The sequence below is a fragment of the uncultured Methylophaga sp. genome, assembly GCF_947259025.1.
Taxonomy (GTDB): Bacteria; Pseudomonadota; Gammaproteobacteria; order Nitrosococcales; family Methylophagaceae; genus Methylophaga.
This window is the reverse complement of the sequence record NZ_CAMYKO010000006.1, coordinates 60,937-84,917: the sequence shown is the minus strand read 5'-3', so window position 1 is coordinate 84,917 and position 23,981 is coordinate 60,937. Positions and strand designations below refer to the sequence as shown.

The 23,981-nt window shown below is 54.5% G+C and carries 21 protein-coding genes; 5 read left to right on the top strand and 16 right to left on the bottom strand.

Features of this window, described 5'->3' with window-relative positions; all coding sequences use genetic code 11:
* Window position 1 precedes the first annotated feature (1 nt).
* Entirely contained in the window at window positions 2-1,411 is a 1,410-nt protein-coding gene (locus Q0X64_RS10395; protein ID WP_297812444.1) for a dihydrolipoyl dehydrogenase, read from the bottom strand.
* A 23-nt stretch (window positions 1,412-1,434) separates the two neighbouring features.
* The gene (locus Q0X64_RS10390) at window positions 1,435-1,644 is read right to left on the bottom strand and encodes a dodecin (RefSeq protein WP_297812441.1); all 210 of its coding nucleotides are present in this window, start codon (window positions 1,642-1,644) and stop codon (window positions 1,435-1,437) included.
* 194 nt (window positions 1,645-1,838) lie between these two features.
* On the opposite strand from Q0X64_RS10390, the gene Q0X64_RS10385 reads away from it, so the two are divergent.
* The 4 genes from Q0X64_RS10385 (at window position 1,839) to def (ending at window position 6,434) form a co-directional block, all read left to right on the top strand.
* A complete protein-coding gene (locus tag Q0X64_RS10385; RefSeq protein WP_297812438.1) occupies window positions 1,839-3,626 on the top strand; it encodes a DEAD/DEAH box helicase in 1,788 nt (595 codons plus the stop codon).
* 73 nt (window positions 3,627-3,699) lie between these two features.
* Window positions 3,700-4,929, top strand: a complete 1,230-nt coding sequence (locus tag Q0X64_RS10380; protein ID WP_297812435.1) for a spore maturation protein — start codon at window positions 3,700-3,702, stop codon at window positions 4,927-4,929.
* A 333-nt stretch (window positions 4,930-5,262) separates the two neighbouring features.
* A complete protein-coding gene (locus Q0X64_RS10375) occupies window positions 5,263-5,901 on the top strand; it encodes a 2OG-Fe(II) oxygenase (RefSeq protein ID WP_297812432.1) in 639 nt (212 codons plus the stop codon).
* Window positions 5,898-6,434 carry a peptide deformylase gene (gene def / locus Q0X64_RS10370; RefSeq protein WP_297812429.1) on the top strand — a complete coding sequence of 179 codons (537 nt, stop codon included), beginning with the start codon at window positions 5,898-5,900 and terminating at the stop codon, window positions 6,432-6,434. Before Q0X64_RS10375 ends, def begins: the two co-directional genes overlap by 4 nt.
* Before the next feature lie 2 nt (window positions 6,435-6,436).
* Here the strand turns inward: def and Q0X64_RS10365 are convergent, their stop codons facing one another.
* From Q0X64_RS10365 to Q0X64_RS10350, 4 genes are all read right to left on the bottom strand, one after another.
* The gene (locus Q0X64_RS10365) at window positions 6,437-7,486 is read right to left on the bottom strand and encodes a DUF3549 family protein (RefSeq protein ID WP_297812426.1); all 1,050 of its coding nucleotides are present in this window, start codon (window positions 7,484-7,486) and stop codon (window positions 6,437-6,439) included.
* A 12-nt stretch (window positions 7,487-7,498) separates the two neighbouring features.
* Window positions 7,499-8,725: a bifunctional glutamate N-acetyltransferase/amino-acid acetyltransferase ArgJ gene (gene argJ, locus Q0X64_RS10360; RefSeq protein ID WP_297812424.1), complete on the bottom strand. Its 1,227-nt coding sequence runs from the start codon at window positions 8,723-8,725 to the stop codon at window positions 7,499-7,501.
* Window positions 8,725-11,442: a preprotein translocase subunit SecA gene (secA, locus tag Q0X64_RS10355; RefSeq protein ID WP_297812421.1), complete on the bottom strand. Its 2,718-nt coding sequence runs from the start codon at window positions 11,440-11,442 to the stop codon at window positions 8,725-8,727. The genes argJ and secA overlap by 1 nt, the downstream gene beginning before the upstream one ends.
* A gap of 138 nt (window positions 11,443-11,580) precedes the next feature.
* Window positions 11,581-12,492 carry a M23 family metallopeptidase gene (locus Q0X64_RS10350; RefSeq protein WP_297812418.1) on the bottom strand — a complete coding sequence of 304 codons (912 nt, stop codon included), beginning with the start codon at window positions 12,490-12,492 and terminating at the stop codon, window positions 11,581-11,583.
* Window positions 12,493-12,516: 24 nt separating this feature from the next.
* Here Q0X64_RS10350 and Q0X64_RS10345 point away from each other — a divergent pair, with 24 nt between their 5' ends.
* Window positions 12,517-12,957 (top strand): DciA family protein, encoded by a 441-nt coding sequence (locus tag Q0X64_RS10345; protein WP_297812416.1) that lies wholly within the window; start codon window positions 12,517-12,519, stop codon window positions 12,955-12,957.
* A 1-nt stretch (window position 12,958) separates the two neighbouring features.
* On the opposite strand, the gene lpxC is transcribed toward Q0X64_RS10345, so the two are convergent.
* The 10 genes from lpxC to murD all read right to left on the bottom strand — a co-directional run bounded on the left by lpxC (window position 12,959) and on the right by murD (window position 23,980).
* The gene (gene lpxC, locus Q0X64_RS10340; protein WP_297812413.1) at window positions 12,959-13,876 is read right to left on the bottom strand and encodes a UDP-3-O-acyl-N-acetylglucosamine deacetylase; all 918 of its coding nucleotides are present in this window, start codon (window positions 13,874-13,876) and stop codon (window positions 12,959-12,961) included.
* Window positions 13,877-13,960: 84 nt separating this feature from the next.
* Window positions 13,961-15,115, bottom strand: coding sequence for a cell division protein FtsZ (ftsZ, locus tag Q0X64_RS10335; protein ID WP_297812410.1), 1,155 nt, complete (start codon window positions 15,113-15,115; stop codon window positions 13,961-13,963).
* Between the two features lie 50 nt (window positions 15,116-15,165).
* The gene (gene ftsA / locus Q0X64_RS10330; protein WP_297812408.1) at window positions 15,166-16,416 is read right to left on the bottom strand and encodes a cell division protein FtsA; all 1,251 of its coding nucleotides are present in this window, start codon (window positions 16,414-16,416) and stop codon (window positions 15,166-15,168) included.
* The gene (locus Q0X64_RS10325; RefSeq protein WP_297812405.1) at window positions 16,416-17,189 is read right to left on the bottom strand and encodes a cell division protein FtsQ/DivIB; all 774 of its coding nucleotides are present in this window, start codon (window positions 17,187-17,189) and stop codon (window positions 16,416-16,418) included. Before Q0X64_RS10325 ends, ftsA begins: the two co-directional genes overlap by 1 nt.
* The gene (locus Q0X64_RS10320; RefSeq protein WP_297812403.1) at window positions 17,189-18,127 is read right to left on the bottom strand and encodes a D-alanine--D-alanine ligase; all 939 of its coding nucleotides are present in this window, start codon (window positions 18,125-18,127) and stop codon (window positions 17,189-17,191) included. The genes Q0X64_RS10325 and Q0X64_RS10320 overlap by 1 nt, the downstream gene beginning before the upstream one ends.
* Window positions 18,127-19,017: a UDP-N-acetylmuramate dehydrogenase gene (murB, locus tag Q0X64_RS10315; protein ID WP_297812400.1), complete on the bottom strand. Its 891-nt coding sequence runs from the start codon at window positions 19,015-19,017 to the stop codon at window positions 18,127-18,129. Before murB ends, Q0X64_RS10320 begins: the two co-directional genes overlap by 1 nt.
* Complete coding sequence (gene murC, locus Q0X64_RS10310; RefSeq protein WP_297812397.1) at window positions 19,014-20,435, bottom strand: UDP-N-acetylmuramate--L-alanine ligase; 1,422 nt, start codon at window positions 20,433-20,435, stop codon at window positions 19,014-19,016. The genes murB and murC overlap by 4 nt, the downstream gene beginning before the upstream one ends.
* Window positions 20,428-21,504, bottom strand: a complete 1,077-nt coding sequence (gene murG / locus Q0X64_RS10305) for an undecaprenyldiphospho-muramoylpentapeptide beta-N-acetylglucosaminyltransferase (protein WP_297812395.1) — start codon at window positions 21,502-21,504, stop codon at window positions 20,428-20,430. The genes murC and murG overlap by 8 nt, the downstream gene beginning before the upstream one ends.
* Window positions 21,501-22,640 (bottom strand): putative lipid II flippase FtsW, encoded by a 1,140-nt coding sequence (gene ftsW, locus Q0X64_RS10300; RefSeq protein WP_297812392.1) that lies wholly within the window; start codon window positions 22,638-22,640, stop codon window positions 21,501-21,503. The genes murG and ftsW overlap by 4 nt, the downstream gene beginning before the upstream one ends.
* The gene (gene murD, locus Q0X64_RS10295; protein ID WP_297812389.1) at window positions 22,637-23,980 is read right to left on the bottom strand and encodes a UDP-N-acetylmuramoyl-L-alanine--D-glutamate ligase; all 1,344 of its coding nucleotides are present in this window, start codon (window positions 23,978-23,980) and stop codon (window positions 22,637-22,639) included. Before murD ends, ftsW begins: the two co-directional genes overlap by 4 nt.
* Between the last annotated feature and the right edge of the window lies 1 nt (window position 23,981).

The window sequence follows — 23,981 nt, the reverse complement described above, 5'->3', positions numbered from 1 at the left end:
ATTAGTCCAGTGCTTCGCTATCCAGCCCTTCACACTGAAACGGACTGAAGCTGTCAGCAGCCGGTAACTGCTTTTGTAACTGACGCAATGCCGTGCGCAGCCCTTCTTCCAGCACCGGGTGATAAATCGGCATCGCCAGCACTTCGTCAACGCTCAGCTTTTGCTGAATGGCCAATGCCAGTAAATGTGCCAGGTGACCGGCAGCGGGCGCCGCCATCTCTGCGCCAAGAACAATGCCCGAATCTTTTGAAGCATAGATAACAAGAAAGCCGGCATTGCGTTGTGCGGCTCTTGCCCTGCCCTGCCCGGAGAAATCTACCTGACCACTGATAAATTCCCCTTCCTGCAGCTCTGCCCGCCGCTGTCCCACCAGTGCCACTTCCGGCTGGCAGAACACAATATGCAGCGGCACTCTTCGCTGGCAGCCCAGCATCGAAGCGGCCACCGCATTATGCCCCGCAATACGGCCATCGTCTGCCGCTTCGTGCAACAACATGGTGTGACCCCGTGCATCACCGGCAACAAACACGGGTAAATCAGCAAGCTGCAGAGTCTGTGGATCAATCTGCGAGGTCCAGTCTGAATCTGCCGATAAGCCCAGCCTCTCCAGCCCCAGCTGATCCAGATTCGGTCTGCGGCCAATCGCCGCAATCACCTGTTCAAACGTTGAATCATAGTCTTCTGAAGTAACCCGGATAGCCTCCCCGGCCCGCTCCAGTTCGATCCTGCTACCCAGTTTTAGATCAAATTCCTGTTGCAGATGACTGAGTAAAGACTGGTTCACCTGCTTATCACTAATACCGGCAAGACAGGTACCAGCGCCAAAGGCTGTGACATTGATACCGAGCCGACTCAGTGCCTGAGCGATCTCAATACCAATCGCACCCAGACCGATAACGGCAATATCACTGGCAAAATGCGACTGTTCAAACACATTGTCACTGGTCAACAGGCCCGATCCCAGGCCTTCCCACTCCGCTGGCAGTTGCGGCCTTGAACCGGTAGCGATAATCAGCTTGTTAAATTCAATGGTGTCATCACCGGCAAGCATTTTGTGCGGATCCAGCACGGTGGCGCTGGCAGAGATCAAGTGCGCGCCGAATGCCTCAATGGCTTCAAGCGTGCTGTTAACGTAAAAGTCGCGTAATTCCCTGACCCGTTGCATCACCGCCGGCATATCCACTTCAAGCTTATCGGCATGACGGATGCCAAACTGCTCATAGCTCAGTCTGCGGTGATAGGCATTGGCCGCTTCGATTAATAACTTGGAGGGCATACAACCGACGCGGGCACAGGTGGTGCCCAACGGCCCGGGATCGAGGATTAGAAAATCTTCGGTCTGTTTCCTGACTTCCCTGGCGGCTGCCAGTCCTGCTGTGCCCGCGCCAATAATGACGACGTCGGTTTGCATGTGTTTTAAACCTGCAGCGAGGCTCAGTCTTCGATTCTAAAGCCTATCTTGATGGTGACCTGCCAGAACTGCACGCCACCGTCAGCAATGCTGCCACGGGTTTCAATGACCTCAAACCAGTCCATATTTTTGACCGTCTCCGAGGCTTTTTTGATGGCACTTTCAATGGCATGATCGGAGCTCACTGAGGAACTGCCGGTGAGTTCGATCAGTTTGTAAATATGTTCAGACATTTTTATCTCCTTATTGTGGTGTCATCAGTTACACCTCATCTTAAAGCCGAAGCTGCCCTGCTGACCAGCCCTTTTTGATAGCGAATAAAACAATGATTTTTCTGTCTTTTCTTTAGCTTGCATCGTATAATGGTGCGTTTTTCACGCCCGCTTTTCAGTTTTGCGTTCAAAACTGACACTCATCAGGTTTATTCATGTCCCAAGAACATCGTGAAACGATGCCCTCATTCGCTGAGCTTGGCATCGCCCCGGCTATTCTGAAAGCTATTCAGGAAGCTGGTTATGAAACCCCGTCGCCGATCCAGGCACAAAGTATTACCCCACTGCTGGCAGGTCACGACCTGCTGGGCCAGGCACAGACTGGTACCGGTAAAACCGCGGCTTTCTCGTTGCCCTTACTGAGCCGCCTTGACAGCCGCCAGAACACACCGCAAATGCTGGTACTGACACCGACCCGTGAACTGGCTATTCAGGTCGCTGAAGCCATCCAGGCTTATGGCCGTCATCTGCCTGGTTTCCATGTGTTGCCGATTTACGGCGGCCAGAGCATGAGTGTGCAATTACGTGCTTTAAAACGTAATCCGCAGGTCATCGTTGGCACACCGGGCCGGGTACTGGATCATATCCGCCGCGGCAAGCTGGTACTGGAAGATCTGCGCTCGCTGGTGCTGGACGAAGCCGATGAAATGCTGCGTATGGGCTTTATCGACGATGTTGAAACCATCCTCCAGGAAACGCCTGCCGAACGTCAGGTTGCGCTGTTCTCGGCGACTATGCCGAAACCAATCCACCGGGTGGCCCAGCGTTACCTGAAAGATCCGGTGGAAGTGCATATCAAGTCGAAAACCTCGACTGTCGATACCATTAACCAGCGCTACTGGCAGGTCACTGGTCTTCACAAACTGGATGCGCTGACCCGTATGCTGGAAGTGGAAGACACTGACGGCCTAATCATCTTTGTGCGCACCAAAAACAGCACCGTCGATCTGGCTGAAAAACTGGAAGCCCGCGGTTATGCCGCTTCACCGCTGAATGGCGATATGAACCAGGCTTTGCGGGAAAAGACCATCGAAAAAATGAAAGCCGGTCATATCGATATCCTGGTTGCTACCGATGTCGCTGCCCGTGGTCTTGATATCGAGCGTATGAGCCATGTCATCAACTACGATATTCCATACGATACCGAATCCTATGTTCACCGTATCGGCCGTACTGGGCGTGCCGGGCGCAAGGGTGAAGCGATTCTGTTTGTCTCGCCACGGGAAAAACGCATGCTGGCGGCGATTGAAAAAGCCACCCGCCAGACTATCAGCCGCATGCAATTGCCCAGCACGGAAGATATTGCCGATCGCCGCGTCATCGCCTTTAAAGAGCTGCTGTCGGAAACGATTGAGTCTCAGGATCTGAGTTATTTCGAAAAGCTGATCAGTGACTACCAGGATGAGCATATGGCTGATCCACTGGAAGTCGCCGCCGCTTTGGCGTTCCTGGTGCAGAAAAGCCGGCCGCTGAAACCGGTGGTGCACAGCAGTGAACGCAAAGCAGCTAAACCGCGCGCCGAGCAGAGTGAGCGCAGGCCTGCCCGTCAGGAATCCCGCTCCGCGCCGCGACCGGCGCGTCATGAACCCGAAGAAGGCATGAAAACCTACCGGGTCGAAGTTGGCGCTGATCACAATGTCGAACCCAAGCACCTGGTGGGCGCGATCGCCAATGAAGCCGGACTGGAAAGCCAGTATATCGGCCGCATTTCGATTATGGACGATCACAGTTACGTCGATCTGCCCGACGGCATGCCCCGTGATATCTTCCAGCACCTGCGCAAAGTCTGGGTCAATCAGCAGCAACTACAGATCAGCCTGCCGGACTCGGTTGAGGAAGGTCGATCCGCCCGGCCCAAACGTAAAATGCCCAGAAAAGGCGGACCGCGTAAAGACTTCAACAGCGGTAAGCCTAAAAAGCGAAACAATAAACGCAGCGGCTAGGACATAACAATCCGGCGCAGTGTGATGTTGCGCCGACTTCCTCTTACCCGGGTGGCATGCCACAATAAGCCGCATGCTCAATATCATCTGGATTGCCTTTTTTCTGATCGCTTTTGCCGTAGCGCTGTTCAAGCTGCTGGTGCTGGGCGATCAGCAGGTCTTTTCCCAGTTGATGGAGGCGATGTTCGAGCTGGCCAAGACCGGTTTTGAGATCTCCCTGGGCCTGACAGGCATTCTGGCTTTATGGCTGGGGGTGATGAAAATCGGTGAGCGCAGCGGCTTTGTCGAACTACTGACTCGCGGGCTGACTCCACTATTTCGCAAATTGATGCCCGAGATCCCGGCCCATCACCCGGCGCTGGGTTCGATGGTAATGAACATCTCGGCCAACGCGCTGGGTCTGGATAATGCCGCCACCCCGCTGGGGATCAAGGCGATGAAAGAGCTGCAAACGCTCAACCCCTTCAAGGACACGGCCAGTAACGCCCAGATCCTGTTTCTGGTCATTAATACCTCGGCTGTGACGCTGTTTCCGGTGACTATTTTTACCTACCGGGCCCAGATGGGCGCGGCCAATCCCACCGATGTCTTTATTCCGATTTTACTGGCGACCTATGTGTCGACCTTCGTTGGGCTGATTACCGTTGCCACAGTGCAGAAGATCAATCTGCTGGATCGCGTCGTACTCGCTTATCTCGGTGGCTTTACCCTGCTGGTGCTGGGGCTTTTGGCTTACTTTGCCAGCCTTTCTCAAGAACAGATGCTGGTGCAGTCGGCGTTAATCAGTAATGTCATTTTGTTCTCTTTGGTTGCCGTCTTTATTGCCGTCGCCGCGATAAAAAAGATCAATGCCTATGATGCCTTTATTGATGGTGCCCGGGAAGGGTTTGAAACTGCGATCCGTATTATTCCCTACCTGGTGGCGATGCTGGTCGCGATCGGTGTGTTCCGTGCCAGTGGTGCACTGGATTTGCTGTTTGATGGTCTGCGCAGCCTGGTGTTGAGCCTGGGACTGGATGATCGCTTTATTGATGCCATGCCCACCGCGCTAATGAAACCCTTCAGCGGCAGCGGCGCTCGCGCAATGATGGTCGATACCATGCAGGCCCACGGCGCCGATTCCTTTGCCGGCCAGCTGTCATCGATTGTGCAAGGCAGTACCGAAACCACGTTTTATGTATTGGCCGTGTATTTCGGCGCGGTCGGCATTAAAAATATCCGCCATGCAGTGGGCTGTGGTCTGGCTGCCGACTTTGCCGGCATTATCGCTGCTATCACCGTGGCTTACTGGTTCTTTGGTTGATCTTTTTTCCGCAGATTTCGCCGATGATCGCTGATTAATGAGAAGCCATTCGTGTGTGACAATTGGCTGCGCAATCTGGGTTTGTTATTAGCACAGGTAGCATAGTTTTAATCCTCTGCTGACCCTGATCATTATGCTGTTCTGTAATCGCAGGTAATCTGCGAACATCTGTGCAATCTGCGGATAGCTCTACGCTCTAAAAAAATAAAAATAGCCTCTTTAATCAGAGAAATATGCTATTTTTAGCATCCCGTTCAAACTCCTGCACCTCGCGTTTTTAAAGAGACGACACGAGCCAAAAACGGTGTTTAAGTTTGTATGGAGATTCCATGATTGAAAGCGCTCATCCAGCCTGCTGAGTTCAGCTACGACCTGATTGCCGATGCCCTGGCCGATAAGGGCTATTGCATCCTGCCACAGTTGTTGCCCGCTGAACTGAATACTGCCCTGCACCGCCGCGTCAGCGGACTTGATGATGAAGATTTCAGCCATGCCGGTATCGGCCGTGATAAGGATTTTCAGCTTAACCGCGCTGTACGCCGCGATCAAACCCGCTGGCTGAAAGATAGCCATCCGGTTGATGCCGCCTATATCAAGGAAATGGCCGACTTGCGCTTGCAGCTCAATCGACGCCTGTTCATGGGGCTGTTTGATTATGAGTCGCACTATGCCCATTACCCGCCCGGTGCATTTTATAAAAAGCATATGGATGCCTTTAAAGGTCAGGCCAACCGGGTACTGACCACGATTTTGTATCTGAACCCGGACTGGCAGCATGATGATGGCGGTCAGCTTTTGATCTATGCGCCGGATTCAGAAGAGGTGATTGAAACCGTCAATCCTCAGTTCGGCAGCTTTGTGATTTTCCTCAGCGAACAATTCCCGCACGAGGTAGTCAAAGCCTCACGAGACCGTTACAGTATTGCCGGTTGGTTCCGTTTAAAGGATCCGCTGCAAGCCCCCGCTTTATGACAGTCGAATTCGAAATTCTCCAGTTAGGTCATCCCCAGTTACGACAGCCCGCCAAGCCTGTCGAAGCTATTCTTGATCCGGCTTTCCAGCGTCAGCTGGATGACTTGTTCGGGTTTGTGATGGAAAAAGGCGGGATGGGCATTGCTGCGCCACAGGTCGGCATCAGCCAGCAGTTTTTTATCATGTCCTCACACCCCAACGAACGTTACCCCTATGCACCGGATGTTGAACCTTTTGCAGTGATCAACCCCACTATCCTTGAGGTATCTGATGGCCAGAGCAAGGATTGGGAGGGCTGTCTGAGCCTGCCCGGCATCCGCGGTCTGGTACCACGCGCTGATGAGATAGCGGTGCGTTTCTACAACCGCGATGGAGAATTGAGAGAAACTCGTTACCAGGGCTTTTTAGCCCGGGTATTTCAGCATGAGTTTGATCATCTGCAGGGAACGGTGTTTCTGGATCGGGTGGAAACGACCCGCGAAGTGATGATGGAGCAGGAGTGGCGCTGCCGGGTGGCCGCCCAGCTCAGTTAAACTTAGCCGAACATTGTGCCGACATGCTCTGATAATAAGTCAGAGCGTTGCGGGTCACGCAGCGCCTGCATTACCGGTTCGCGCATGCCGGGCACAAACACCAAATCTGCCAGCAACTGACTGAAAGCAGGGTAACCGGCATCATTGTGCGCCAGTTGCTCAACATACAGTTTACAGATATCGCTTTGTTGGAGCGTGGTCCAGCAACGCCCGCCGATCACTGCCAGCACCTCGACATTACGGCTGCAGGGATGCTCAAGCACGCTTTTGACCATATTATCGACAAGCGCGCTGTCCTGGCTGTTGGAGGCGGCCCGCAGACAGGCACAGATACGTGCTGCATCAGGCTGCTCCTGTGACAGTTGTTCAGCCAGCTTGTGTTGCAATTGTGCTGTCAGCGCTGCTGAGGGCGAGGCGTTTTCCAGAAAGGTACAAAGCACATGAAACGGCTGTGGCGGCATTGATGCCAGATTGGCTGCCAGCGCCGGCGTTTCCTCACAGTCTGCCAGACGCACTGCGACATCAGCCACACCCTGCATGCCCAGTTGGTCCCAGCTATCCTTTGCTGACTTGCCGGTAAAATATGCCCGGGCTTCGGGGTAATATTGCGATGCTTTCAAGTCCAGTTCAAACGTTGCGTGGGCGTTAAAGGCCGCCATTTTGTCTTCACGTGGGGTAAAGCTGTAAGGGCTGTCTTTTAATGCGCCTTCCAGCTTGTTGCCATCTGCCGCGGCCAGCATGCTCTCGCCGACCCGCTCCAGCAACATCACCAGAAATTCGTCACGGGCTGATTGCAACAGCAGCCCCTGCTCATCCAGGGGAAACTTTAAAAACCAGACGAAATGCTGGCTGTCGGCTTTTGGGTGCCAGAAAATAATGCCGAATAAGGCACTGCGCTGAAAAGGCAGTGGATAAGGAAGTTGGGCGTTTTCAAATGCAGCGAATCCAGTCTCGCTGATCTTGCTGACACGGCGTCCCATATCAAACACCCGGAATGACAGACCGCTGTGCTCAAAGAAATCGCTGATGGTGGTGATTTTAGCTTCGCTCATCGCTGAAAAGAATCAGGTACGGTATTCGGCGTTGATTTTGACGTAATCGTAGGAAAAGTCACAGGTCCAGACCTGGTCTTCGGCATCACCCCGGCCCAGTTGCACTTTAATCGCGATTTCAGCTCCGTCCATCACCTTCTGTCCCTGCGCTTCAGAATAACTCGCGGCGGGCTGCCCCTGGTCAACAATGCAGACATCACCCAGAAAGATACTGACACCGCTAAGATCCAGTTCATGAATGCCGCTGCGACCCACTGCCGCGAGAATCCGTCCCCAGTTGGGGTCAGAGGCAAACAGCGCCGTTTTTACCAGCGGCGAATGGGCAATGGTATAAGCCACCATGCGGCATTCCTCTTGGCTCTCACCCTCACTGACACTGATTGCAATAAACTTGGTCGCGCCCTCGCCGTCACGCACCACCGCCTGCGCCAGATAGCGGCACAAATCTGTCAGTGCGTTAAGTAAACGCGCCCCGTCTTCGCTGCTAATATTGCTGATTTCGCTGTTGCCGGCCTGGCCACTCGCCATCAACACACAGGCATCATTGGTCGAAGTATCACCATCCACAGTAATACGGTTAAACGACTGACTCATCGCCTTGCGCAGCATGGTGGTCAATACTGCCTGACTGACCGCGGCATCGGTGGCGACATAGGCCAGCATCGTGGCCATATCCGGGCGGATCATGCCCGAACCTTTGGACATACCGGTGAGAGTGACGGTTTTGCCATCCAGCTCCAATTGCACCGAACGGGCCTTGGCGATGGTATCAGTGGTCATAATGGCATGGGCCGCACTGAACCAGTTATTCTCAGCCAGCGAAGCACAGGCTTCGGGCACCACGGCGGTGATTTTATCCACCGGCAGCGGCTGACCAATCACACCGGTGGAGAAAGGCAGCACAGTACTGACATTCACACCGGCAGCATCGGCCACCGCCTGGCAGCAGTCTTTTGCAGCCTGCATACCGGCTTCACCGGTACCGGCATTGGCATTACCGGAATTAATCAACAGATAACGGCTGGCGCTGCTTTGCTGATGTTGCTTGGCCAGCAACACCGGTGCCGCGCAGAAAGCATTTTGTGTATAGACCGCGGCACAATGACTGCCCTCGGTCATTTCGATCACAACCACATCCTTGCGGCCCGGCTTTTTGATGCCGGCACTCGCCGTAGCCAGACGAATACCGGCAACTGGTAATAAACTGTCAGGTGACGGTGCAGCCAGGTTCACTGCCATTAACTAATCACCCCGCAACAGTGCTTGAATTTCTTGCCGCTACCACATGGGCAGGGATCATTACGACCGACCTTGGTGCCGTCACGGGTATAGGGCTGTGATGCCTGGGGTGTTTCTGGTTCAGCTTCTTCCTGTCCCATCTGCTGGGCAGAGTCATGCTGATATTCAACATCGTCACTCTGACGACGCTGCTCATTCACCGCATCCACATCTTCCGGGTCACGGATTTGTACCCGCGACAGGATACGAATGACTTCATGCTTAATATTATCCAGCATCGTGGTAAACAGGCTGAACGATTCGCGCTTGTATTCCTGCTTGGGATCTTTCTGTGCATAGCCACGCAGATTAATACCCGTGCGCAGGTAATCCATCTGTGCGAGGTGTTCTTTCCACTGACTGTCCAGGGTCTGCAGCATCACTGCTTTTTCAAAGTGGCGCATCAGTTCATCGCCGACCGACGCTTCTTTGGCCTGGTAGGCTTTTTCTGCTTCTTCAACAATGCGCTCACGCAGGGTTTCCTCGTGCAGGCTGTCATCATTCTCCAGCCAGCCGCTGATATCCAGATCCAGCGCATATTCTTCGCGCAGGGCATTTTCCAGCCCCGAAATATCCCACTGCTCGTCGATGCTGTTGGGTGGGATGTAATTGCTAATCGTGTCGTTGATCACATTATCACGCATGGAAACCACAGTTTCCGACACGTCATCCGCGGCCATCAGTTCATTACGCTGCTCGTAGACCACTTTCCGCTGATCGTTGGCAACATCGTCGAACTCCAGCAATTGCTTACGGATATCAAAGTTGTGGCCTTCCACTTTGCGCTGAGCATTTTCAATAGCACGAGTCACCCAGGGGTGTTCAATCGCTTCGCCCTCTTCCATGCCCAGTTTCTGCATCAGGCCGGCCATGCGCTCGGAGGCAAAAATCCGCATCAGGTTATCTTCCAGCGACAGATAGAAACGGGTTGAGCCCGGATCACCCTGACGACCAGAACGACCACGCAGCTGGTTATCAATACGACGGGACTCATGCCGTTCGGTGCCGATAATATGCAAACCGCCGGCAGCCAGTACTGCTTCATGACGGTTCATCCAGTCATTGCGGATTTTTTCTTTGCTGTCTTCATCCGTGTTTTCCGGCAGCTCATCCAGTTCTGCCTGCAGACTGCCACCCAACACAATGTCAGTACCACGACCGGCCATATTGGTGGCAATGGTGACAGCGCCGGGACGACCGGCATTGGCAATGATCTGGGCTTCTTTTTCGTGGAACTTGGCGTTCAGCACTTCATGCTTGATACCGGCTTTTTTGAGCAGACCGGCCAGTAACTCTGAACTCTCGATCGAGGCAGTACCAACCAGTACCGGCTGACCGTTTTTCTGACAGTCCTGGATATCTTCCAGAATGGCCTGGAATTTTTCTTGGCCGGTCAGATAAATGCGATCGGCTTCGTCCTTACGCTGCATATCCTTGTGAGTCGGAATGACCACCACTTCCAGGCCATAAATCGAGTTAAGCTCGAAAGCCTCGGTATCAGCCGTACCGGTCATACCGGAGAGCTTGTTGTAGAGACGGAAGTAGTTCTGGAAAGTAATCGAAGCTAGGGTCTGGTTTTCGTTCTGAATCTTGACGCCTTCTTTGGCTTCCACCGCCTGGTGCAGACCTTCCGACCAGCGGCGACCGGGCATGCTGCGGCCGGTAAATTCATCGACGATGACAATCTGGTTGTCCTGAACCATATAATCGACATCGCGCTGGAACAGGACATGTGCCCGTAATGCCGCGGTGACATGGTGCATCAGACCGATATTGGCGGCATCGTAAAGGCTGGCGTTTTCGTCCAGCATGCCGGCTTCAGTCAGCAGTTGTTCGATCTTTTCATGACCGGCTTCGGTAAAGTGCACCTGCTTGTTTTTTTCATCAACGGTGTAGTCGCCAGGTTTGGTGACTTCTTCTTCATCCCCTTCCTGTTTTTCCAGCTTGGGGATCAAGGTATTAATCTGCTGATACAGCTCCGAGCTGTCTTCGGCGGGACCGGAAATGATTAACGGCGTGCGGGCCTCGTCGATAAGGATAGAGTCCACTTCGTCAATCACGGCAAAATTGAGGCCACGCTGCACTTTCTCTTCAATACGGAAAGCCATATTGTCGCGCAGATAGTCGAAACCGAACTCGTTGTTGGTGCCGTAAGTGATATCACAGGCATAAGCGGCGCGACGCTCTTCACTACCCAGGCCACCAACGATAACGCCGGTTTTCAGCCCTAAAAAGCCGTAAAGCTTGCTCATCCAGTCGGCATCACGGCGTGCCAGGTAATCGTTGACGGTAATGACGTGGACGCCTTCACCGGGCAGCGCATTAAGATAAACAGCCAATGTGGCAACCAGGGTTTTACCTTCACCGGTTTTCATCTCGGCAATCCTGCCGTCGTTAAGCACCATACCGCCGATCATCTGCACATCGAAATGGCGCATACCCAGCGTTCGTTTACTGGCCTCACGAACGACGGCGAACGCTTCCGGCAAGATATCATCCAGCGATTTGCCGTCTTTCAACTGTTGGCGAAAGTCATCGGTTTTGGCTTGCAGGCCGGCGTCATCCAGCTTTTCGATATCGGCTTCTACCGCTGAGATTTGTTCAACCACCTTGCGGAGCTTTTTCAATACCCGCTCGTTGCGACTACCAAATATCTTGCTGAAGAACTTGCTAACCATCTTTTCGCCTTATCTGTGTTGGTTGTTACGGCGCGAACACCGTTAATTATCAAACGCGTGATTATAACGCGGAGCTGTCAGGAGATTGAAGCATATTCAATTCCAGATGGAGGCAGGCTCCGCAGAATACAAGGGATGTTACTTGATGAAGTTGTACGGGTTGACGTGCTGGCCGTCGCGCAGCACCTCAAAGTGCACGTGGGGACCGGTTGAACGTCCGGTCGAGCCCATCAGCGCAAGCGTCTCTCCCTTATTGACGCGGTCGCCTTTCTTGACCTTGATGGTCTTATTATGAGCATAACGGGTGACATAGCCATTACCGTGATCGACTTCCACCAGACCACCATAACCGCCACGCTGGCCGACCCAGGTGACAATACCATCGGCAACAGACAGAACGTTGGTACCATTGCGCGCAGCGATGTCCAGACCTTCATGGAAGGTCTTCTTCCCATTGAAAGGATCAATGCGGTATCCATAGAAGGACGATACCCATCCGTCTTTTACTGGCTTACCGGTGGGGATGCTGGCGGCGATGGTATCCTCGGTCAACAGGTACTGCTCCAGCGCGGTCAAAGCTTCCTGCTGGTTACGCAGTTCCTCAGACAGTTGTTCAATACTGAGATCCAGCACGTCACTGCTCAGCGCGCTGCCGTCTTTTTCAATGCCGCCCTGACCGGGGTGTTCATCCAGCGAAAAAGCACTGGTATCAAAACCGGCGATTTCTGCCAGCCGTTCGCTAAACATACGCAGGCGAATGGTTTCTGCCTGCAAACCGCCCAGTTGCCGTGCATAAAACTCAGTGGCCGATTCACCCTGCTCAGCAGTCTGCTGTGTTTCGACAGAACCGGTGCTGTTGGATGAGGTTTGTGTTACTGGAATGGCTGGATTGAGTTGTGATGAGGCGGGATTGTTGAGCCAGTTGGCAAAGCTATAGCTGCTGACACTGACCAGGCTGACGATCAGCGCGAGCAGCAACATCAGCTTGCCGCGGGTCAGATGCCATTGCTTATGTGTCTGACTGTTTGAGGATATAATGATAACCTGCATTTTTATCCTTTCTCAGTGATTAATATGTCTGATAAACCCAAACGCATGAAACAGGTGTGTCAACAAAACAGCCAGTTTAACAGGCTGTTTGCGCGCGCCGGGCAATTGGACAAGCTTAACATCATTTTGCAAAAAAGCCTGCCCCTGCAATTTGTGAATCATTGTCAGCTGGCAAACATCAGTGGCGACAGCCTTGTCATCATTACCGATAAGGCGGCCTATGCCAGCATGCTGCGCTTTCAGGGGCCGCAAATCTGTCAGGCCCTGGCTGCCCATCTGCCGGAACCGGTGGGCCGGCTTGAAGTGAAAGTCCGGCCTCTGCCTGCCGTCAAACGACCACCGGCCAGCAATAACATGCAGTTATCTACAAAAACAGCGGCGCTGTTAAACAGCACCGCTGCTGAAATCGAGGACGGTCCGCTCAAGACCGCCCTGCATAAACTGGCCCGGCGCCAGGCTGACTAAATCAGCTGGTCAACGAGGCAGCAGGACGACTGAAAAGAATGGGGGCGTCTTTGTCGTCTTCGAAGCTGACCAGTTCCCAGGCATCTTCCTGGGCCAGCAGTTTACGCAGTAGTTTGTTGTTCACTTCGTGACCGGACTTGTAGCCGCTGAAAGCGCCAATCAGGCTGTGTCCCAGCAAGTACAAATCACCAATCGCATCCAGCACCTTGTGGCGGACAAATTCGTCTTCGTAACGCAGGCCGTCTTCATTCAGTACCCGGTAATCGTCGACGACAATCGCATTATCCATGCTGCCACCCAGCGCCAGATTGTTTTCGCGCAGCTTCTCGATATCTTTCATAAAGCCGAAAGTCCGGGCCCGGCTGACTTCGCGAACGAATGATGTGGAGGAGAAATCAACATCAACCTTCTGCGGTCGTCCGGTAAAGGCCGGGTGCTCGAAGTCAATCGTGAACGAGACCTTGAAGCCGTCAAACGGTTCAAAGCGCGCCCACTTGTCACCATCTTCCAGGGTGACCGGCTTCTTAATACGAATAAACTGCTTGGCAACGTTCTGCTCTTCGATGCCCGCCGATTGCACCAGGAACACAAAAGGTCCGGCACTGCCGTCCATGATCGGCACTTCGGGGGCATTCAGATCGATGTAAGCATTATCAATACCGAGACCGGCAAAGGCAGACAGTAAATGTTCGACCGTTGACACGCGCTCACCGTGTTCAACCAATGTGGTCGACAATGCCGTTTCACCGACATTTTCTGCCTTGGCCTGGATCTCAACCACAGGGTCGAGATCGACCCGGCGGAAGATAATGCCTGTATTGGGGGCAGCAGGACGCAGGGTGAGATAGACCATCTCGCCACTATGCAGACCTACACCGGTGGCACGAATCACGTTTTTCAATGTTCGCTGCTTAATCACGGTGTTATACCCCCTTATACAAATACAGATCCGATCATATTATCACAAGCACAACAGCTCCAGCCACTTTACACAACTTTACACCTAGTCAGCCTGACGACGCAGAAACGCCGGGATATCAAGATAATCCATATTGACATCACCGTTCGCCACTTGTTTCTGCTGACTATCTTTTTCTTTACGCATGACAGTCGGCTCGTCGTAGTCGATTTCGGCCGGCTTTTTGACGATTTCAATCTGCGGTGACTCGGCTTCCGGTGTTTTCGGCACGGCAACCCGGTCACTACCCAGGCCAGTGGCGACTACAGTGACCCGCAGTTCATCAGTCATCTCAGGATCAATCACGGTACCAACAACCACAGTAGCGTCATCAGAAGCAAATTCCTTAACGGTGTTACCCACTTCTTCAAACTCACCGATGCTCATATCGAGACCGGCAGTGATGTTGACCAGTACGCCGCGGGCCCCGGCCAGATCGACATCTTCCAGCAACGGACTAGACACGGCCAGCTTAGCCGCTTCACGGGCGCGTGTTTCACCGGACGCATGACCGGTACCCATCATCGCCATGCCCATTTCCGACATCACAGTGCGCACGTCAGCAAAGTCGACGTTGATCATACCTTCGCGGGTAATCAGCTCGGCAATGCCCTGCACCGCGCCCAACAGTACATCGTTGGCGGCTTTAAAGGCATTGAGCAAGGTCATGTCCTTGCCCAGCACTTTCAGCAGCTTTTCATTGGGAATGGTAATCAGCGAATCCACATGCTGACCCAACTCTTCAATGCCTGCCTGTGCGGTTTTCATACGTTTACCGCCTTCAAACGGGAACGGCTTGGTGACAACCGCCACGGTCAGAATGCCCATTTCCTTGGCGACCTGTGCCACCACCGGTGCGGCACCGGTACCGGTACCACCGCCCATGCCGGCGGTGATGAAGACCATATCGGCGCCATCGATCACTTCCATAATACGTTCGCGATCTTCCAGCGCCGCCTGACGACCGACATCCGGATTAGCACCGGCGCCCAGGCCTTTGGTGATATCCGTACCCAGTTGCAGTTGGGTGGTCGCGGTACTTTTACGCAGAGCCTGGGCATCCGTGTTGGCACTGATGAAATCAACGCCCTCGATCTGGTTGATGACCATGTGTTCCAGGGCGTTACCGCCGCCTCCACCAACACCGATCACTTTAATAACAGCATTTTCTGTATAAGTATCAATTAATTCAAAAGTCATGGTTTTCTCCCCCTAAAAAATTGTTCAAATCAGCACGCTAATGACTGAGCTTAGAAATTCCCCTGGAACCAGCTCTTCATTCTTGCCAGCATGCCTTTAAACCCGTCACTTACCTTGATTTCTCCATGCCCCGGGGCATGTTCCTCGTTGCCGAATAACAGCAACCCGACACCCGTGGCATGGATTGGATTACGCACCACATCAACCAGTCCCCCGACATGTTGTGGTACGCCCAAGCGCACAGGCAGATGGAAGACCTCTTCAGCGAGCTCAATAACGCCTTCCATTTTGGAACTACCGCCTGTCAGCACGATGCCGGCAGCCAGCATTTCCTCAAAACCACTGCGCCGCAGTTCAGCCTGAACCAGCATCAGCAGCTCCTCGTAACGTGGTTCCACGACTTCGGCCAGCGTTTGCCGCGCCAATTGCCGTGGCGGCCTGTCACCGACGCTGGGCACTTCGATGGTTTCATCTTCACGTGCCAGCTGCGTCAGCGCGCAGGCGTATTTAATCTTGATTTCTTCGGCGTACTGGGTCGGTGTGCGCAAAGCTACCGCGATATCATTGGTGACCTGGTCACCGGCAATCGGAATCACCGCGGTATGGCGAATCGCACCGTCAACAAACACCGCAATATCGGTGGTGCCGCCGCCGATATCGATAATGCAGACGCCCAGCTCTTTTTCATCCTGATCCAGCACCGAATAGCTGGAAGCCATCTGCTCCAGCACGATGCCGTCCACCACCAGGCCACAGCGTTCAATACATTTGGTAATGTTCTGCGCCGCACTGACCGCACCGGTAATCAGGTGGACTTTGGCTTCCAGCCTGACGCCCGACATGCCGATAGGCTCACGGATACCTTCCTGGTTATCGATAATGAATTCCTGCGGCAGTACATGCAGCAGTTGCTGGTCGCCGGGGAAATGTACAGCCCGCGCCGCATCCAGCACCCGGTCCAAATCGCCCTGAGTCACTTCTTTATCGCGGATAGCGACCGTGCCATGAGAGTTCAGGCTGCGGATATGGCTGCCGGCAATCCCGGCATAAACTGAGTGGATCTGGCAGCCCGCCATCAGCTCGGCTTCTTCCACGGCGCGCTGAATTGACTGCACGGTGGACTCGATATTCACCACCACACCTTTTTTCATGCCTCTGGCCGGGTGAGAACCAATACCGATAATTTCCAGCTGATTTTCATTGGGGCCGGCATCCGGGATCGGTGCCGCCACAATCGATACCACCTTGGAGGTGCCGATATCCAGCCCGACGATAAGTTCTCTCTCACTACGTTTCGACATTACACTGTCCCATTAAAATCAGGTTGCTGACCGTCTTTCCAGACCACTGCCAGCCCGTTGGTATAACGCATATCAATCGCTTCAATCTGCTCTCTGAAACCGTTCAGGCCGCCGCGGTAAACATCAATAAACCGCTGGAGCCGGGTGTCGCCATCGGCGCGGCCGAGTTTCAGATGCAGGCCGTCTTTGAAATCCACCTGCCAGGCACGGCGCTTATCCATGCTGATCGCGGTTACCCGCAGCCCCAGAACATCGACCTGCTGCTGAATATTCACCAGTTTTCTTGCCATCAACTCACTGGTGCCGTCCGGGCCGTTCATTTGCACCAGCCCGACGGGGATGGTTTCGGCTCCCGGCGTAAACACGCCGCCCAGGTTGTTCACCAGACTGTTCTCATTCCAGCGCGCCACGGCCTGATGCTCCTGTACAACCAGGTGCAGGGTGTCAGGCCAGACACGTCTGACCTGGATTTGTTGGATCCAGGGCAGCTGTTCACCGGCTTGACGAATACTGGCGACATCCACATCGAGGAAACTGCCGCGGACAAACGGCGACACCGCTTCTACCAGTTGCTCACGATCAACATGACGCATATCACCTTCGACGCTGACATGCTTGACCGGCAGCGTGTCGGCTTCGTGCAGGTAAACCACACTGACCAGCGCGGTCATCACAAGCAACGCTGCCAGGCCCTGCTTGAAGAGCTGTTGCCAGTCGCGTGTTTGCTGCACCGGCTTTTGCTTAATGGTGGCGCCACGCTTTTTAGCGGCCATCAGTCCTGTCCTCCAAAACTGGTTTCCAGAATGCGCCAAACCAGATCATCAAAATCCAGCCCTGCCTGCTTCGCCGCCATAGGCACCAAGCTATGATCAGTCATGCCCGGCACGCTATTGGCTTCCAGCAAATAAAACTCGCCTCTGCCGTCCCGCATGAAATCCACTCGTCCCCAGCCCGACATATCCAGTCCGTCGAACGCTTGTAATGCCAGTTGTTGCATCTGCTGTTCGCTTTGCTGATCCAGTCCGCAGGGACACAAATACTCGGTCGAGTTTGACTGGTACTTGGCTTCATAGTCGTAGAATTCATTGGGCGTTTTCAGACGAATCGCAGGCAGCGCCTCGCCATCTAATATGGCGACGGTGTATTCCTCACCCGTGATCCATTGCTCGGCAATCACATCGGCGTCGTATTCCAAGGCCAGATTAATCGCCACTTTCAGTTGCTCTGCAGTGTTGACCTTGCTCATACCAATACTGGAGCCTTCATTGACTGGCTTGATAATGAGCGGCAGCCCCAGCTTTCTGACCAGCGTGGCGGCATCACTATCGGCATTGACCTGCTCATAGGCCGCGGTAGGCAGCCCCTGCTGGATCCAGTTGTTTTTGCTGATGCGCTTGTTCATCGACAGTACCGATGCCGCCACACCACTGCCGCTGTAAGGCAGATTAATCGCCTGTAAAAAGCCCTGGATTTCGCCGTCTTCGCCTCCACGGCCATGCAGTACTACAAAGGCCCGATCAAACTCACCGCTGCTGAGTTGATGACAGATATCAAAGCTGACATCGATACCATAGGCATCGACGCCACGGCGCTGCAGTCCGGCCAGCACTGCCTTGCCGCTGATCAGGGAAATCTCACGCTCAGCACTGCGTCCGCCCATCAATACCGCGACCCGGCCAAATTCTGCAGCATTATCAATACGGCGCGTCATCAGTTCGCCTCCCCGATAATGTGTACTTCCGGTATCAATTTGACCCCGTGCAGTTGTTCAATTTTGTCCTGCAGCAAATAAATCAATGCTTCGATATCCGCCGCTGTGGCACTGCCGTCATTGACAATAAAGTTGGCATGCTTGCTTGAAACGCTGGCTCCGCCCACGGTCAGGCCTTTGAGGTCACTGGTTTCGATCAGGCGACCCGCAAAATCACCCGGCGGGTTACGGAACACCGAACCGGCACAGGGCTGGTTGGTGGGCTGACTGGCATTGCGTTTTTTGAGCAGTTCCCGGATCAGTGATGACTCTGCTTCAGCATCACCCTGTTCGAATTGCATATTGGCCGCAATAAACCACTCGCCATCGGGCAATGCCACGTGGCGGTAACTCACTTTGAATTCTGACGCCGGGCGCTGGCGAAGCTGGCCGTGTTTATTAATGGTGGTGACGCCGGTGACAAAGTCCCAGGTTTCACCACCATGGGCGCCGGCATTCATGGCCAGCGCGCCGCCCAGCGTGCCCGGAATACCTGCCAGGAAGGCAGCGCCTTTCATTCCTGCCTTGGCAGCTTGCTTGGCCAGCTTGCTGCAGTAGACACCGACTTCAGCACTGAGGCTGAGCCCATCGATGTCGATCTGCTGCAAAGTCCCGGCGGTAATAATCACTGTGCCCGGGAATCCGCCATCACGGATCAGCAGGTTACTGCCAAGCCCCAGCCACAACACCGGTTCATCCTCCGGCAACTGTTGCAGAAACAGCGCCAGATCCGCCGCATCAGCGGGCCGGTAGACTTGTTTTGCCTCACCGCCGACCCGCCAGGAGGTATAACGTGACAGAGACTGCTGTTGCTGTAATTGTCCTCTGAGGTTCTGCTGTAAAGCCATCATTCAGCACCCCCGCTTAGTACCGTCGGTAAAGCCTGAGCCATACGGCCAATATCACCGGCGCCCAGAGTCAGCACTACATCACCGTCTTTGAGCAGGCCCGGCAATAACTCGAACAATGCCGCTTTATCCTCGGCAAACACCGGCTCAACCTGACCCCGCAGTCGAATCGCCCGGCACAAGCTGCGGGCATCCGCACCGGCAATTTTGCTTTCACCGGCGGGATAGACTTCCAGAACAACCAGCACGTCAACGCTGGACAAGACCTGAGCGAAATCCTCAAATAAATCACGGGTACGGGTATAGCGGTGCGGCTGAAATACCACCACCAGGCGGTTTTCCGGCCAGCCACCGCGGGTGGCATCAAGCGTGGCGGCTATTTCAGTGGGGTGGTGACCGTAATCATCAATCAGCATCGCCTCACCACCCTCGGCTTTAACCGGCCCCAGCAGATTAAAGCGACGGCCGATACCATCAAATTTATGCAAGGCGCGCTGGCAGGCCTCGACTTTGACTTCCAGGTTGCGCGCCACGGCCATCGCTGCGGTGGCATTCAGCACATTGTGCAGACCGGGCATATTGAGGGTGACCGGGAAACGCTTACCGGTATGTTTTTCCACCACGGTGAAAAAGCTCTGTCCCTGGTGCTGAGTCAGATCGACCAGTTGATAATCGGCTTCCTCATCCTGACCATAGGTAATAAACGGCCGCGTCACTTCGTTAAGCAGTTCTTTCACGACCGGATCATCGAGGCACATGACGGCAAGGCCATAAAACGGCAAGTGATGGAGAAACTCGACAAAAGTCGCCTTGAGCTTGTCAAAGCTGCCTTCGTAGGTCTCCATATGATCTTCATCAATATTGGTGACAACCGCGATCATCGGCTGCAGATAGAGGAACGACGCATCGCTCTCATCGGCTTCAGCCACCAGGTAACGGCCTGTGCCCAGACGGGCATTACTGCCAGCGCTGTTGAGGCGACCACCAATGACAAAGGTCGGGTCCAGTTCGCCTTCACTGAGCAAGGCGGCAATCAGGCTGGTCGTGGTGGTTTTGCCGTGCGTACCCGCTACAGCAATGCCGTAGCTAAAGCGCATCAGTTCGGCCAGCATTTCAGCCCTGGGCACCACCGGAATGCGTTGTTCGCGCGCCGCCTGAAGCTCAACATTGTCTTCTTTGACAGCGGTGGTCACCACCACCACATCGGCCCCTTCCAGATAACCGGGGTCGTGACCAATCATAATGGTGGCACCCAGCGCGCGCAGGTGACGAATCAGACTGTTTTCTGCCAGATCACTCCCAGTCACCTGGTAGCCCAGATTGAGCAGGACTTCGGCAATCCCGCCCATGCCCACGCCACCAATGCCGATGAAGTGGATATGCCGCACCCGGCTTTGCATCGCTGAGGTCAATCTATCCATCACTCAGCTCCTCGCATAAATCCGCGATACGCGTGGCCGTGCCGATTTTGGCAACCTGGCGCGCCGCATTGGCCATGGTTAATAATCCTTCTCTGTCCTGTTCCAGTTTTTTGATGCGATCTGCCAGGTCTTCCGCCCTTAACGCCTGATCCGGGATCAGTTGCGCGGCATCGGCTTTGACCAGCATTGCCGCATTGTGGGTCTGGTGATCGTCCACTGCATGTGGGTAAGGCACCAGAATCGATGCCACGCCGGCTGCCGCCACTTCTGCTACGGTCAAGGCGCCAGCCCGGCATATCACCAGATCGGCCCAGCCGTAGGCCTCGGCCATATCGCCGATAAATTCACTGACATCGGCTTGAACGCCGGCTTGTTGATACGCCGTCCGGCAATCATCGATATGTTTGCTGCCACACTGGTGGCGGACTTCCGGCCGTTTGTTTTCGTCGATCAGTTGCAATGCTGCCGGCACCTGCGTATTCAGCGAACGGGCACCGAGACTGCCGCCCAGTACCAGCAGCTTGAGTCGCTGTCCGGTCTCGCTCTGGCGCAGGTGCGGCATCGCCATATCCTCAATCTGCTTGCGAACCGGGTTGCCCACCCACAGTGCCTTCTCTTTTTCGGCAAAGCTGTCAGGGAAACCGGTCATCACATTCGCTGCCAGTTTTGCCAGCAGGCGGTTGGTCAGCCCTGGGATCGCGTTTTGCTCATGGATCAGCAGCGGCGTTTTTTTCAGCCACGCTGCTACGCCACCAGGACCTGACGCAAAGCCACCAAAGCCCAACACCACATCAGGCTGGCTGTCCTCTATCACTGACCAGGCCTGACTGATAGCTTTCATAATACGAAACGGGGCCATTAGCCAGCCCAGAGCGCCATTACCTCGCAAACCGGAGACGCTAATAAACGACAGTGAGTAACCGGCTTCCGGCACCAAGCGTGCTTCGATACCTCTTTGCGTACCCAGCCAGTTCACTTCAACGCCGCGCTGCTTAAGCTCATCAGCCACTGCCAGCGCCGGGAATACATGCCCGCCGGTGCCGCCTGCCATAATCATGACCCGCTTCATCGTCTGATCCTCGCCGAGGCTTTCTCGGGCAAACGGGTTTCCATATCAACACGCAGTAACAGGGCCACTGCGATGCAGACAATCACAAGGCTACTGCCACCGTAGCTCATTAAGGGCAAGGTCAAACCTTTGGTAGGCAAAGCGCCCATATTGACGCCGATATTGACGCAGGCCTGCAGCCCCAGCCAGATGCCAATGCCATAGGCAACCTGGGCACCAAACACCTGGCCCGCATCTTCTGCAGCACGGCCAATAGCCAACGCCCGCCAGATAAAGATGAAAAACAGCACAATCACCGCCAAGGCCCCGACCAATCCCAGCTCTTCGGCCAGAATTGAATAGAGAAAGTCGGTATGAGCTTCGGGCAGATAGAACAGTTTCTGCATGCTGCTGCCCAGCCCGACACCCAGCCAGTCACCTCGACCAAACGCGATCAAGGCCTGTGTCAATTGGAAGCCACTGCCCCAGGGATCAGCCCAGGGATCCATAAAGCTTTGCAGACGCTCCAGCCGATATGGTGCTACCCATACCAGCATGGTGAATAATCCGCCCATCACTGCCAGCAGGGCAGCAAAAACATCGAGGCGAGCACCACCCAGGAACAGCATCGCCAGCACGGTGGACATAATCACCACCATCGAGCCCATATCTGGCTGTAACAACAACAAGAATGCAGCCACTCCGAGCAGCATCAAAGGTGCCAACACTTTCAGAAAAGAAGTATGCAGTTGGCCATGATGGCGCTGCAGGTAGTCGGCAATATAAATAATGGCAAATAGCTTGATAAGTTCGGCGACCTGAAGGTTGACCGGCCCGAGTGGCAGCCAGCGGCTGGAGCCGTTAACTTCGCGGCCGATCCCCGGAATGAGCACCATCACCAGCAGCATGACGCCAAACATCAGTAACTGCGGTGCAAAGCGCTGCCAGAGCGCCAATCTGATCGAAATAACAGCCCAGGCCAGGCCCAGTCCTGCCATGGCAAACATCAGTTGGCGGATAAAATAAAACAAAGGCTGACCGGTATTGCTGTCGGCGATAGTGATGGATGCCGAACACACCATGATCAGGCCGATAAACAACAGCGCCCCGGTAGCAAACAGCAGGCTGCGGTCAAATTGCAGATTGGATTCGCTCATGCCGCCAACCCCCTTACTGCCTGTTCGAACTTTTCACCGCGTTCGGCATAACCGCTGAACATGTCAAAACTGGCACAGGCCGGCGACAGCAAAACATTATCCCCTGCTTGCGCCAGTTGCTGGGCCTGTCTGACCGCGTCAGTCATACTTTCTGCCCGGGCCTGTGACACTGCTGCCGGCACCACGGCGGCAATCTGTTCAGCATCTTCACCGATCAGCACTACGGCGCGGACCGCCTGTTTCAGGCTGTCACTGAGCTCGGAAAAGTCCTGATCCTTACCCACACCGCCGGCAATCAACACGATAGGGCCACTATCGGCAAGCCCCGCAATCGCGGCAACGCAAGCCCCCACATTGGTGGCCTTGGAATCATTAAACCAACGCACATCGTTCAGTACCCGCACCAGCCGGCAACGATGCGGCAGACCTTTGAATTCCTGCAGTGCTGACAGCATAGCCGTCATCGGCAATGCCATGGCCGAGCCCAGCGCCAGTGCTGCCAGATCATTGGCCAGGTTATGATTGCCGGCAATCTTGAGCTGATTGACGGCCAGTAAAGGTTCACTGCCTTCTGCCAGCCAGGTTTCCCCCTGATGCTGCAGCAGACCGAAATCCACACCTTCGCTCTGCTGCATGCTGAAGCCGATCTGGATTCGTCCGGGTTCAGCCATTTCACTCACCACTGGATCATCACGATTGATCACCATCACCCCGTCACCGGCAAACACTTTGCGTTTGGCCTGCTGGTATTGCTCAACCGAATCGTAGCGGTCCATATGGTCGGGGCTGACATTAAGCACGACCGAAGCAAAAGCATTCAGCGATTTCACGGTCTCGAGCTGGAAACTGGACAGTTCGAGAATGTAAAAATCTGGCACCAAGTCGCTGAGCAAATCCAGTGCCGGGGTTCCCAGATTGCCACCTGTCAGCACCTCTTTACCGGCCAGTTGCGCCATCAGCGCGACTAGCGTGGTGACGGTGCTTTTTCCGTTAGAGCCTGTCACTGCCACTACCGGTGCCTGCGCATAGCGGGCAAATAATTCGATATCACCGACTATTTCAATGCCGGCCGCAGCGGCGGCTTGAATTTCCGGCAAACGTGGATCAACGCCGGGGCTGAGCACGATCATATCGGCCTGCATTAACCAGTCCTGATCCAGACCGCCGGTTTTAATCAGCACTTGCGGGTAATCCTGCTGCAAGGTGCTTAGCGCCGGTGGCTGTTCACGGGTATCCATGACCGCCACACTGAGTGCACGCTCAGCCAGAAACTGTGCGCAGGACAGCCCGGTCTGCCCCAGACCGACGATCAGGCAGTTTTTATGTGAAAGTGTGTTCATG